Here is a 12,177-nt window from a genome sequence, read left to right on the forward strand (position 1 = left end):
TCAGGCGAAACGGGTCACCGTGTCGCCACGACAGAAGGCCAGCAAGGTGAGGCGCCCCGCTTTGGCGTGGGAAACCGCCAGTGAAGAGGGGGCGGAGATCGTCGCCAGCAGCGGCACACCCACATGCACGCATTTGCGCGCAAGCTCGAAGCTTGCACGGCTGGTCATGACGACCATGCCATCGGCAGGGCGATGGCCGAGGCGCGCCAGGCGACCGATCAGCTTGTCCAGCGCGTTGTGGCGGCCGACGTCTTCCAGCACATGCAGCGGCGCCTGGCCATCTGCCAGGAGCCAGCCGGCAGCGTGCAGACCTCCGGTCAGTGCATTGGCTGGTTGATGCTCGCTCAGCGCCTGCATGGCGTCGAGCACCTGCGCGTCGGTGATGGCGTCGACCCATGCGGGACGCACAAGCGGGATCGGTGCGGCTTCGAACGTCTGCAGGCTTTCAATCCCGCACAAACCGCAGCCGGTGGGGCCGGCCAGCGCGCGGCGGCGCTCCTTCAGGCGCGCGAAGCAGCGCGAGGCAATGTCGGCGTGGATCTCGATACCGTGCGGATGCATCTCCACATCAACGCCTCGCCAATCGGCGCGGCTGTCAATGATGCCCTCGGAGAGCGCAAAGCCCAACGCAAAATCTTCGAGATCAGCCGGCGAGGCCATCATCACCGCGTGCGTGATGCCGTTGAAGACGAGTGCCACGGGTGCCTCGTCGGCAACGGCGGTGGTCGCGTCTTCCTGCGTGCCGGTCCGCGTACGACGCGTGGCGTTCGTGGAAAGGACGGGCAGGCCGGCGGGGTGACGGGTGAGGATGGTCATGCAGCAAGATCAGGAAGGGCGCGGCCGGCGTCGAGCAGCACGATCAGCCAGCGCGCGTCATCCATCGTGACGCGCAGCAGGCCGGCATCAGCCAGCGGATGCAGGGCGCGCAGTACCGTGCTGGCGCGCTCGCCGGCGCGCTTGGTCAGCCACGGCAGGGACACCGGCTTGCCGGGGTCCGTTTCGCGCAGGGCTGCCAATAGCGCCAGTTGCAGCGCTGTCCACGCCGGAGTGGTCGACATCAGGCTTCGGCTGCGGCGGCCGTGGTGGCATCGACGGGGCGTTCGGCCTGGCTCGGGACCAGCATCACCGGAATCGACTTGGACGTCGGCGTGCGGGCCTCGTCGGCCACGGACGACAGCGGCACCAGCGGATTTGTCTCCGGGTAATAGGCTGCAAGGCAGCCACGCGGAATGTCGTATGCCACGAGGCGGAAGCCATCGGCGCGGCGCGTGGTGCCGTCCTCGGACAGCGTCACCATGTCGACCCACTCACCGTCTTTCATGCGGATCGTGTGGAGGTCTTCCTGGTTGATGAAGACCACTCGCCGCTGGCCGAACACGCCCCGGTACCGGTCATCCATGCCGTAGATGGTGGTGTTGTATTGATCGTGCGAGCGCACCGTGGCGAGCGTAAAGACCGTCGCATCGGCATGGCGCTCGCGGGCGCGGTGCACCGGCGTGTCGGTCGGTACGGCGTGCGCGTGGAATTCCGCCTTGCCCGACGGCGTGGCCCAGACACGTTCAGATGCGGTGTTGCGCAGGCGGAAGCCGCCCGGCACGCGAATCTTCTCGTTGAAGCCGGCAAAGTCGTCGAACACGGCTTCGATGCGTTCGCGGATGCGGTCGTAGTCTTCCACCAGCCAGCGCCACGGGATGGTGCTTTCGGGCAGCGTTGCCTCGGCCAGCCGCGCCACGATGGCCGGCTCCGACAGCAGATGCGGCGAGGCCGGCGGATTGATGCCCGCCGACATGTGCACCATGCTCATCGAATCTTCCACGGTCACGCCTTGCGTGCCGCCGGCCTGTTGGTCGACCTCAGTGCGGCCCAGGCACGGCAGGATCAGTGCCGCCTTGCCGTGCACGATGTGGCTGCGGTTGAGCTTGGTCGTCACGTGCACGGTCAGGTCGCACTGGCGCAGGCCAATCCACGTGGCAGCCGTGTCCGGCGTGGCTGCCGCAAAGTTACCGCCCATGGCGAAGAACACGCGTGCGGCGCCTTGCTGCATCGCCTCAATGGCGCCGACGGTGTCGTAGCCATGTTCACGCGGCACTTGAATGCCGAAGACCTGTTCCAGCCGATCCAGGAACGCCGGGGCGGGCTTCTCGTAGATGCCCATCGTGCGATCGCCCTGCACGTTGCTGTGACCGCGCACCGGGCACGCACCGGCACCCGGGCGCCCGATGTTGCCACGCAGGAGCAGCAGGTTGACGATCATCTGGATCGTCGCGACCGAATGCTTGTGTTGCGTGATGCCCATGCCCCAGCAGGCAATGACGTTGCCGGCCTGGATGTAGGTATCGCCGGCCTGGCGGATTTCGTGTTCCGGCAGGCCCGATTCGGCTTCGATGGTGGCCCACGATTCGGCGCGCACGTCGGCGGCAAAGGCGTCGTAGCCGCCGGTGTGCTGGGCGATGAAGGCGTGGTCGATGATGGCGGGCTCGCCGCGGCTGCGTGCCACGTCGTCACGCTCGATCACGTGTTTGATGATGCCCTTGACGGTCGCAAGGTCGCCGCCGATGCGCACCTGGTGGTATTCGGTGCTGATGCGCGTGGAGCCCAGCGTCAGCATCTCGATCTTGCTTTGCGGATCGGCAAAGCGCTCCAGCCCGCGCTCGCGCAGCGGGTTGAACGAGACGATGCGCGCGCCGCGCTTCGATGCCTCGCGCAGCTCACCGAGCATGCGCGGGTGGTTCGTTCCCGGGTTCTGGCCGAAGATAAAGATGGCATCCGCCTGGGTGAAATCGTCGAGCGTGACGGTGCCCTTGCCGACGCCGATGCTGGCCCGCATGCCCGTGCCGGAAGGCTCGTGGCACATATTGGAGCAGTCGGGGAAGTTGTTCGTGCCGTAAGCACGCACGAACAACTGGTAGAGGAAGGCCGCTTCATTGCTGGTGCGGCCTGAGGTGTAGAAGATCGCCTGGTTCGGATCAGGCAGCGCACGCAGGTGCCGTGCGATCAGCGCGAAGGCGGCATCCCATTCGATCGGGACGTACTTGTCGCTGGCCGCGTCGTAGACCATCGGGTGCGTCAGGCGCCCCTGGTCTTCGAGCGCGTAGTCGGACCACTCGGCCAGTTCGCGCACGGTGTGCTGTGCGAAGAACTCTGGCGTGGTGCGGCGAGATGTCGCTTCGGCAGCCACCGCCTTGACGCCGTTTTCGCAGAACTCGAAGGTGGAGGCGTGATCCCGATCGGGCCACGCGCAGCCCGGGCAGTCGAAGCCGTCAGGCTGGTTGGCCGACAGCATCGTCTTGGCCCCTTTGGCCGCGATGCCCTGCGACAGCAGTTGATGCACAACGCTCTTCAGCGCGCCCCAGCCACCGGCCGGGTGACGATAGAACTCGATCTTCTGGTGCTTCATGGGTGGCGGGGCGGCTTTGAATCAGGTGTCAGGAGAACAGAACGGAGGCTTTTTGGAGTGTAATCCAAACGCCCCAGCCAAGTGGCAGGCCGACGGCGGCCCAGGCAAGCACGACGGCCACGGCCGAACCCGGGTGTGCCTTCCATTCCAGCGACGTTTCCGGAGCGACCGCCGCCGGTGTCGGGCTGTTGGCTGCCGCCGCATGACGCTGCTCTTCGAGTTGCGCCTCGGTCATGAAGTGCTTCGGGTCAACCGGGCGTACCAGCAGGTTGCAGATGAAGCCCAGGATCAGAAGGCCGGCCAGGATCATCATCGTGATGTCGTAGACCGCAGCGCGCTCCACGCCGTGGGCGATCTGGTATTCGCGCAGGTAGTTCACCAGCACGGGGCCGAGGATGCCGGCGGTCGACCATGCGGTCAGCAGGCGTCCGTGGATGGCGCCCACCATCTGCGTGCCGAACATGTCGGCCAGGTAGGCCGGCACGGTGGAAAAGCCGCCGCCGTACATCGACAGGATCACGCAGAAGGCCAGCGCGAACAGCGCGATATTGCCGGTGTGCGACGTCCACGGGATCGATGCGTACAGCACGAAGCCGAGCACGAAGAAGACCGCGTAGGTCATCTTGCGGCCCAGGCGGTCCGACAGCGACGCCCAGAAGAAGCGGCCGCCGATGTTGAACAGGCTCAGCAGGCCCGTGAAGCCTGCAGCGATGGCCGCGATCTGGCCCTTTTGCGCGGCGCTGAGTTCCGAAAAGGCGGTCGTCACGCCCAGCAGTTTGCCGCCAAACACTTCCTGCAGCAGCGGCGAAGCCATGCCCAGCACGCCGATGCCGGCCGACACGTTCAGGCACAGCACGGCCCAGATCAACCAGAACTGCGGCGTCTTCAGGGCCTCGTTCACGTGGACATGGCGGTGCGTGACCATCGTGTCCTTAGTCTTGGCGGGCGAGGGCGTCCAGCCTGCCGGCTTCCAGCCCGTGGGCGGTACGCGGTAGCCGAGGGCGCCGGCCATCATGAACACAAAGTAGATGGCCGCCAGCACGATGAACGTCTGGGACACGCCAACCGATTCCGGCGTGGCAAACAGTTTCATCAGACGGTCTGCGAGCGGGGCGCCGATCATCGCACCGCCGCCGAAGCCCATGATGGCCATGCCGGTGGCCATGCCGCGCTTGTCCGGAAACCACTTGATCAGGGTCGATACCGGCGAAATATAGCCCAGCCCGAGGCCGACGCCGCCGATCACGCCCGAGCCGACCCAGAGCAGCCACAACTGGTGCATCTGAATACCGAGCGCCGACAGCAGCAGTCCTCCGCACCAGCAGATCGCCGCCACCACTCCGGCCTTGCGAGGGCCGACACGTTCCAGCCAGCCGCCCCACAACGCGGCTGACGCACCAAGGAATACGAAGAACAGCGTGAACATCCAGCCGAGGCTGGAGACTCGCCAGTCGCACGTGGTGGTGAAGAGTTCCGTCATCAGCGAGACATCGGCGCCGCAGGTCAACGGCTTGGTGATGCCCAGCGCGCGGCCCAGCGGCAGCCAGAAGACGGAAAAGCCATACGCCATGCCGATGCATAGATGGATGGCCAGGGCGGCGGGCGGAACCAGCCACCGGTTGAAGCCAACGGCGGCGATGGTGCGCTCGCGCGAAAAGAATGGATGCAGGACAGCGTCGGACATCGAATCCCCCCGGATAAGTTGAGTGCCCGTGTTGCGAGAAGTGTCAAGGTGTGGCCGCGCCGTTCGTTGCCGGGGCGTGCCTGCCGGCAACAGATGCAGTGCGCCGACGTTGCCCGCAAAGATAGAGGGGGCTCCTGCCCTACATCAATAGTTGTAGAAGGCCGTTGTATTGAGGATCACGCAGCACGCGACCGAATGGTCGGGTTTATGTGTTTGTCAACATAAAGGGGGGTGGCCGGTCTAACCCGCAGCTGGCGCGTCGGACCACGCGCAGCGGCTTGCCTGCACGCGGAAGCTTTCGGCCAGGGAAAGCAGGCGGTCGAGCGCCGCCTGCATGTGTGCCCCGCGCGCGTCGTCCGGACTGACGGTCTGTGCGAGGCGTTCAATGGCGCGCGCGGCATCCCCGATCAGCAGGTGCCCGAGCATGCGGGCGGAGCCGGCGATGCGGTGCGCCGCCTCAATGACCAGCCTGTCGTCCTTGGCGCGGATCGCCTTGTCCAGGCTGACGAGATCCTGCTCCATCGTTTCAAAGAACAGGTTGATGATGAAGCTCCATTGCGCGAGGTCGTCGCTGAACAGTTCGGTCAGCGTTGCGACCACTTGCGGCGGGAGCTGGGCGGCAATATCGGCGAGGGAGCTTGGGTGGGGCTGCATGGCGGCGCGCGTGCAATCGAAAGGGATTTGCACTGTGCACGCCGGGCGCGCAGGCAGCCATGAGATTGGTCCGAATTTGCCGCCCATCCGACGCGGAGGCGGGCGCACCCCACAAGGAGGGCGGCGCCCGGCACTTCCGCGTGTGACGATACCGGTCAGGGCAGCATGGCAGCCGTCGGTGTCACGTCGGGTTCGCGCGGCGGGGTGGCGCGATGTCGGTGCGCCCAGGTGAATACCACGGGCAGCACGAGCAGCGTGAGGATTGTCGTCGTCACCATGCCGCCGACGATCACGAGCGCAAGGGGCCGCTGCGCTTCCGAGCCGATGCTGTGCGACAGCGCCGCCGGCAGCAGGCCGAGGCCTGCCAGCATGGCGGTCATGATCACCGGCCGCAGCCGCAGCGCGGCGCCTTCCACCGTGGCCTCCCGCAAGTTCTCGGACTGCGCCAGGCGGTTGACATACGAGATCAGGATCACCCCGTCCTGGATGGCGATGCCGAACAGCGACAGGAAGCCGATGCCCGCCGAGATCGACAGCGTCTCATGCGCGATATGCAGCGCCAGCAGCCCGCCGATGGCAGCAAAGGGCACATTCAGCACCACCATCAGCGCGTCCTTGAAGTTGCCGAACGTGCTGTACAGCAGCAGGAAGATCACGAGAATCGTCAACGGCACGATCACCATCAGCTTGCCCTGGGCGACCTTCATCTCATTGAACTGGCCGTCCCACTTGACGGTGTAGCCCTCGGGCAGTTGCACGCTGTCGCCCACCACACGCTGCGCTTCGTCCACGGCGCTGCCCAGATCACGGCCGCGCACGCCGAACTTGATGGCGATATAGCGCTTGCCGAGTTCGCGGTAGATGAAGAACGGGCCATCGGTCATTTCCACCTTGGCGATCATCGACAGCGGAATGTGTTGGCCATCGGGCGTATCGATCAGCAGCTCACGGATGGCGTCGTACGACGCACGTGCCTGCTGGTTCAGGCGCACCGCCAGGCCGAACGATTTCTCGCCCTCCAGGATCTGCGTGACCGGCGCGCCGCCAATGGCGTATTGCACGAGGTTCTGCACATCGCTCACGTTGATGTTGAAGCGCGCAGCCGCCTGGCGGTCGATCGAAACGTTCAGCGTCGGCTGGCCCAGTTCGCGGAAGATGCCCACGTCCACCAGCCCCGGCACCTTCTTGAGCTGCGCCTGGATTTCGTTGGCCTTGGCTTCGAGCACGTTGAGGTCGTTGCCGAACAGCTTGACCGAGTTCTCGCCCTTCACGCCCGAGAGCGCTTCATCCACGTTGTCCTGGATGTATTGCGAGAAGTTGTATTCGATACCGGGAATCTTCTCCAGACGCTTGGAAAGCCGCTCGACCAGCTTCGCCTTCGTCATGCCGGCGGGCCATTGGTCGGGCGGCGCGAAGTACAGGCCGTATTCCTGGTTGAACACGCCGGTGGAATCGGTGCCGTCATCGGGGCGGCCGATCTGCACCGAAACCTGGTTGATTTCCGGCTGCTTGACGAAGTACGCGCGCAGGTCGTTGGCCACTGAAGATGAGTAATCGAGGTCGACCGTGTTGGGCAACGTAATGCGCAGCCACAGGTTGTTTTCTTCCAGCGTAGGGAGGAATTCCGTACCGAGGAAGGTGGCGCTATACAGCGTCAGAACGAGCGCTGTGATGGCGGTGGCAAACACCGTCATCGGGCGTGCGATCAGCTTGCGCAGAACCGGCTTGTACCAGCGCAGGATGGCGGTGATGAACGCCGGCGAATGCGGATGCAGCGTCTTGCCGAAGACGAACGACGTGGTGGCCGGCACGAAGGTCAGGCTCAGCACGATGGAGGCCAGCAGCGCAAAGCCCATCGTGAAGGCCATCGGCTTGAAGATGATGCCCTCCACGCCGCCAATGAAGAACAGCGGCGAATACGCCACGATGATGATGCCCGTGGAAAAGATCATCGCGCGCTGCACTTCGCTGGTCGCCTTGACGATGGCGTCGTCCAGCTTCTCGGCGCCTTCTTCCAGATGCCGCATGATGTTTTCCATCACGATCACGGCCGCATCGACGATCACCCCAAAGTCGATCGCCCCAAGCGAGATCAAATTGGCCGGCACATGGAAGTGCTCCATGCTGATGAACGACACGCACAGCGCCAGCGGAATCACCGCCGCGACCACGGCCGCCGCACGGAAATTGCCCAGGAAGACGAACAGTACCGCCAGCACCAGCGAGATGCCCACTACCAGCGTGTGTTCGACCGTGCCCATGGTGATGTCGAGCAGTACCTGGCGGTCGTAGAACGGCTTGATCTGAACGCTCTTGGGCAGGATGCCGTTGTTCAGCTCCGTGACCTTTTCGCGCACCTTGGCCAGCACCTCGCTGGCATTGGCGTCGCGCTTGAGCAGCACGATGCCTTCGACCACGTCGGGCTGGTCGTTGTATTGCACCTGGCCCAGGCGCTGCACGTTGCCGATTTCCACCTCGGCAATGTCGCGCACACGCACCGGCACGCCGTTGTTGGCGGCCACCACCACGTTGCGGATGTCGTCCACCGTCTGCAGCAGGCCCACGCCGCGCACGACGAACTGTTGCTCGCCGTCGCGCAGCAGATTGCCGCCGGTGTTGTTGTTGGCGTTGCCGATGGCCGTGATGAGCTGCGAAAGCGTGATGCCGTACGACTGCAGCTTCGCCGGCGACGGCACGATGTGATACTCCTTCACCTTGCCGCCGAAGGAGCTGACATCGGCCACGCCCTGCACGTGCTTCAGCTCCTTGGTGATGTCGTAGTCCTGGTAGCTCTTGAGCGTGGTGAGGTCGACGCCGTCGCCCACGAGGCGAAAGCGCATGATCTCGCCGGTGGCGTCAGAGTCCGGGCTCAGCGACGGCTGCACACCGGTCGGCAAATTGGCTGCCGCCACGTATTGCGCAAAGTTCTGCCGCGCCTTGAAGCCGTCGGTGCCTTCCTTGAACTTGAGCGTGACCACCGACAGCCCGAACAGCGATACCGAGCGGAACGACTGCACATCCGGCACGCCGGCCAGCGCATTCTCGATCGGGATCGTGATCTGCTGTTCGACTTCGGTCGTGCTACGGCCCGGCCACTGCGTGATGGCCTGCACCGACAGCGGTGCCACGCCCGGATACGCCTGCAGCGGCAGCTCGCGAAACGCCAGCACGCCCGCCACCAGCAGCGCGATCGCCAGAAAGACAATCAGCAGCCGCCGCTTGAGAATGCCCGCGATGGGGTTGAAGCCCATGCCTACGCCCCCGCCTTGACGATCATCTCGTTGAGCAGCGCGGCGCCGCGCACGACTACCTGCGACGAAGCCTCAAGCCCCGCCGTCACAGCAAAGTCACCGTCGGTGCCGGTGTCCTTGCCGTGCACTTCCACGCGCTTGAAGTGCGTGGCATCGCTTTGGACGATCACGAAGTAGCTGCCGTGGTCTTTCACCAGCGCCGACTTTGGCACCACCGTGGCCTGGCCGCTGCCGGTCTGGATGCGCGCCGTGGCGTACATCTCGGGGCGCAGCAGGCCGTCGGTGTTGGGCACGTCGCAGCGCACGGTCAACGTGTGCGTTGCCGGGTCGATGTTCGGGGCGATAAAGCTCACGCGGCCGGTGAACTCGCGGTCCGGATACGCCGAGGTATGCAGCGAGATCGGCTGGCCAATACGCACGCTGGCAATGTCGTTTTCATACACATTGCCCGTGAACCACAGCACACGCGTGTCGACGATGCTCATGAACGAGTCGCCCACGTTCAGGAAGGCGCCCGGGTCCATGTTGCGCTTGACGATCGTGCCCGAGATGGGTGCGCGCAGCGTCAGATGTTCAGCCGGCGTGCCGCGCTTGGCGATCTGCGCGACATCGGCATCGGACATGCCCAGCACGTGCAGGCGGCCGGCGGCGGACTGCACCGTGGCGTCGGCATCGTCCTGCAGATCCTTCATGTTGGAGCCCTTGAGCTGGCGGGCGGTACTCAGCGCCAGCAGGTATTCCTTCTGTGCGGAGATGAAATCCGGTGCGTACAGCTGGGCAATCGGCTGGCCCTCGCGCACCTGCGCACCTTCGAACAGGAGGATCTGGTCCAGCCGGCCAGCCACGCGCGCCGATGCCAGCTTGGTGCGCTCGGCGTTGTAGGCGAGCTTGCCGGGCGTGGACAGCTCCACCGGTACGGAAAGCTGACTGACCTGCGCGACCTTCACCTGCTGCGGGTCGAAGCCGCCGGCGGGAATTTCCACGGAGTCGGGCTTGGCGCGCGCCGTGGCTGCAGGAGCGGATGCGGTGGCAGCAGGTTTCACGGTTTCGGCCGGCACGGCGGCGGGCCACTTGCGTCCGACCACTACACCGACAGCAAGGGCTGCGGCCAAGGCGATGACTGCCACAACGGGAGAAAACGTCTTCATGATGTTATTGAGCTTGAACCGGCGAGCGACCCGTGGCCGCGAGCAGCGCGTGATAGGCCTGCAAGGCCATGGCCTGAGCCTGGGCGACCGACAGTTCGGCGTTCTTGAGCGCGCCCTGGGCAGTGAGCAGGTCGTTGAAATCGGCGTTGTTGCTGGCGTAGTTGGTCATCGTCACGCGATAGGCCGCCAGCGCCTGCGGCAGTTGCCGCTGCTTGTTGAAGTCGAGCTGGGCAAGCGTCTGGCGCAGCGTGTTGTAGGCGGTATCGACGGCCAGCAGCGTCTGCTGGCGCACCGATACATCATTGGCTTCGGTGGCAATCTGGCTTTCCACTGCCTGGTTCACGCCGTATTTTTCCTTGGTGAAGAACCAGAATGGAATGATCACGTCCAGTTCAAGTTGGTAGCTGTTCGGACGCACGCCGTACGGCGGGTTGTCCGTGGAGACGGTGGCGATGACCTGGAAGTCGGGCAGATACGCCTTGCGCGCCAGCGCCACGCTCTTGCGCGCCGCGTCCATCAGCTCGGCCGAGGCCTTGATCGACGGATGCTCGCGCAGCGCCTGGTTTTCCAGTTCCGGCAAGGGCTCTTCCGGCAGGTGCACGGATTCGTCGTCGGCGCGCAGCACGAGCGGAAAGCTCGGGTCCTTGCCGATCAGGGTGTTCAGCGTCTGCAGCGTGCTGTCGTACTGGCGTTGTGCAGAAAAGAGGTCGTTCTGCGCGCTGCTCTGCATCACCTGCGCGTTGAGGAAATCGGCATAGGCTGCCGCATTGTTGGCATACCGCACGCGGGCGACCTGCTTGACCTGTTCCAGGCGCGTGATGGCCAGCTTCTGCACGTCGATCTGCTTTTGCAGGGCGATGGCCTGGTAGTACGTCGTGGAAAGCTGGGCGTAAAGCTGCAGGTACAGCGCGTCATTCTGCGCGTTGAGCGATTCGGCCTGGCGATCGGCAATTTCCGCGGCCAGCGTCTTCTTGCCCGGAAACGGAATCTGCTGCGTGAGGTTGTACTGGCTGCCGCCCGCGCGGTTCACGGCCAGTGGAAAGCCCTTGGGAATGCTGTTCCAGATGTAGCCAACCTGCGGGTTGTTGGGGGCGGCCAGCTGCGGCGGGATCGATTTGGCCGACAGGTAGTTGTGTCGCCCCTGAATCAGCTGAGGGTTGTTGCTCTTGAGCTCTTCCAGGAGTTCAACGAGGTTGAAACCCGGACCCGTCACGCCCGGCTTCGCGGGGGCAACCGGCGGCATGGTCGCGACCGGCATGCTGGCGGCAGCCGGCGCCGGTGGCGTTGCCCAGGCAGCACTGGGCGACAGGCACGCGGCAGCACACAGCACGGCCCACGCCCGTGGATGAAAGGCACACCAATGTTTCACTGCAGCAGACTCCCCTTGAGACGGGAGCGTTTGTACCGGGACGATCTTTCAAGCGCCTTTCACGGGTGAGCAAGCCGTTGGGCGCGCGGCAACTGGCACAACCGCTTCGCGGCGGCATTCTGCGACAGGGATATGACAGGACGAGGAGTCCGCCGGGCGCCGTTGCGCCCGGAGGGGCGCAGGATGAGCGGCTGCACGCTGGCGTCTGGCGTGACGCCGGTGGAGGTGCTGTCGCGGTCGCTTACCGTGCCGCCGGGGCGCTGGCCGGTGCGGGCGGCAACCCTGATGGAATCAGCGGGCCGCCCCCCAGCACCTGCTGGCGCGAGAGGACACGCAACTGGTTGTCGAATTTCGCCGGGTCCACAAAGCGCTTGACGTCTTCACCGGCGCGACGGGCCATTTCCGGGGTATCCACCCAGCCGGTCAGGGAGACTTTGCCGTCAGGCGTCGTATGGATGCGGATCTGGCGCGGGTTGAGCGCCGTGTCCTGATCCAGCGCCGCCTTCACCTGGTAGGACAGCAGCGAGTCATCAGACATGCGGGCGCCGGCACTGTTTGGGCCATCGCCCAGGGCGCAGGCCGTGAGGAGGACTGCCGCGCCGATCACAGCCACAGCTCCGGCCGGCGACACGAAAGACAACGGAGGAAAGCGCATCGATGCACCTGATCAGAGT

General features: G+C 65.0%; 9 protein-coding genes. All 9 read right to left on the reverse strand.

Features of this window, described 5'->3' with window-relative positions:
* The 9 genes from fdhD to R2N03_RS11575 all read right to left on the reverse strand — a co-directional run bounded on the left by fdhD (position 1) and on the right by R2N03_RS11575 (position 12,041).
* Positions 1-816, reverse strand: a complete 816-nt coding sequence (gene fdhD / locus R2N03_RS11535) for a formate dehydrogenase accessory sulfurtransferase FdhD (RefSeq protein WP_316657726.1) — start codon at positions 814-816, stop codon at positions 1-3.
* Complete coding sequence (locus tag R2N03_RS11540) at positions 813-1,058, reverse strand: MarR family transcriptional regulator (RefSeq protein WP_316657727.1); 246 nt, start codon at positions 1,056-1,058, stop codon at positions 813-815. The genes fdhD and R2N03_RS11540 overlap by 4 nt, the downstream gene beginning before the upstream one ends.
* Positions 1,058-3,397, reverse strand: a complete 2,340-nt coding sequence (locus R2N03_RS11545; RefSeq protein ID WP_316657728.1) for an FdhF/YdeP family oxidoreductase — start codon at positions 3,395-3,397, stop codon at positions 1,058-1,060. The genes R2N03_RS11540 and R2N03_RS11545 overlap by 1 nt, the downstream gene beginning before the upstream one ends.
* A 28-nt stretch (positions 3,398-3,425) precedes the next feature.
* Positions 3,426-5,081 carry an OFA family MFS transporter gene (locus R2N03_RS11550; protein WP_316657729.1) on the reverse strand — a complete coding sequence of 552 codons (1,656 nt, stop codon included), beginning with the start codon at positions 5,079-5,081 and terminating at the stop codon, positions 3,426-3,428.
* Positions 5,082-5,321: 240 nt separating this feature from the next.
* Entirely contained in the window at positions 5,322-5,735 is a 414-nt protein-coding gene (locus R2N03_RS11555) for an Hpt domain-containing protein (protein ID WP_316657730.1), read from the reverse strand.
* Positions 5,736-5,890: 155 nt separating this feature from the next.
* Positions 5,891-8,986 (reverse strand): efflux RND transporter permease subunit, encoded by a 3,096-nt coding sequence (locus tag R2N03_RS11560; protein ID WP_316657731.1) that lies wholly within the window; start codon positions 8,984-8,986, stop codon positions 5,891-5,893.
* Between the two features lie 2 nt (positions 8,987-8,988).
* Positions 8,989-10,134, reverse strand: a complete 1,146-nt coding sequence (locus tag R2N03_RS11565; RefSeq protein WP_316657732.1) for an efflux RND transporter periplasmic adaptor subunit — start codon at positions 10,132-10,134, stop codon at positions 8,989-8,991.
* A gap of 4 nt (positions 10,135-10,138) precedes the next feature.
* Positions 10,139-11,392: a TolC family protein gene (locus tag R2N03_RS11570; protein WP_316657733.1), complete on the reverse strand. Its 1,254-nt coding sequence runs from the start codon at positions 11,390-11,392 to the stop codon at positions 10,139-10,141.
* 352 nt (positions 11,393-11,744) lie between these two features.
* Positions 11,745-12,041, reverse strand: a complete 297-nt coding sequence (locus R2N03_RS11575) for a BON domain-containing protein (RefSeq protein ID WP_428984391.1) — start codon at positions 12,039-12,041, stop codon at positions 11,745-11,747.
* Positions 12,042-12,177 lie beyond the last annotated feature (136 nt).

Source organism: Ralstonia condita (assembly GCF_958405655.1).
In the GTDB taxonomy this organism is placed as follows: domain Bacteria; phylum Pseudomonadota; class Gammaproteobacteria; order Burkholderiales; family Burkholderiaceae; genus Ralstonia; species Ralstonia condita.

What these genes read in the sequence shown, in the direction of transcription:
- fdhD (WP_316657726.1), bottom strand. Translation starts at nt 816, where the DNA reads ATGACCATCCTCACCCGTCACCCCGCCGGCCTGCCCGTCCTTTCCACG.
- R2N03_RS11540 (WP_316657727.1), bottom strand. Translation starts at nt 1,058, where the DNA reads ATGTCGACCACTCCGGCGTGGACAGCGCTGCAACTGGCGCTATTGGCA.
- R2N03_RS11545 (WP_316657728.1), bottom strand. Translation starts at nt 3,397, where the DNA reads ATGAAGCACCAGAAGATCGAGTTCTATCGTCACCCGGCCGGTGGCTGG.
- R2N03_RS11550 (WP_316657729.1), bottom strand. Translation starts at nt 5,081, where the DNA reads ATGTCCGACGCTGTCCTGCATCCATTCTTTTCGCGCGAGCGCACCATC.
- R2N03_RS11555 (WP_316657730.1), bottom strand. Translation starts at nt 5,735, where the DNA reads ATGCAGCCCCACCCAAGCTCCCTCGCCGATATTGCCGCCCAGCTCCCG.
- R2N03_RS11560 (WP_316657731.1), bottom strand. Translation starts at nt 8,986, where the DNA reads ATGGGCTTCAACCCCATCGCGGGCATTCTCAAGCGGCGGCTGCTGATT.
- R2N03_RS11565 (WP_316657732.1), bottom strand. Translation starts at nt 10,134, where the DNA reads ATGAAGACGTTTTCTCCCGTTGTGGCAGTCATCGCCTTGGCCGCAGCC.
- R2N03_RS11570 (WP_316657733.1), bottom strand. Translation starts at nt 11,392, where the DNA reads ATGCCGGTCGCGACCATGCCGCCGGTTGCCCCCGCGAAGCCGGGCGTG.
- R2N03_RS11575 (WP_428984391.1), bottom strand. Translation starts at nt 12,041, where the DNA reads ATGTCTGATGACTCGCTGCTGTCCTACCAGGTGAAGGCGGCGCTGGAT.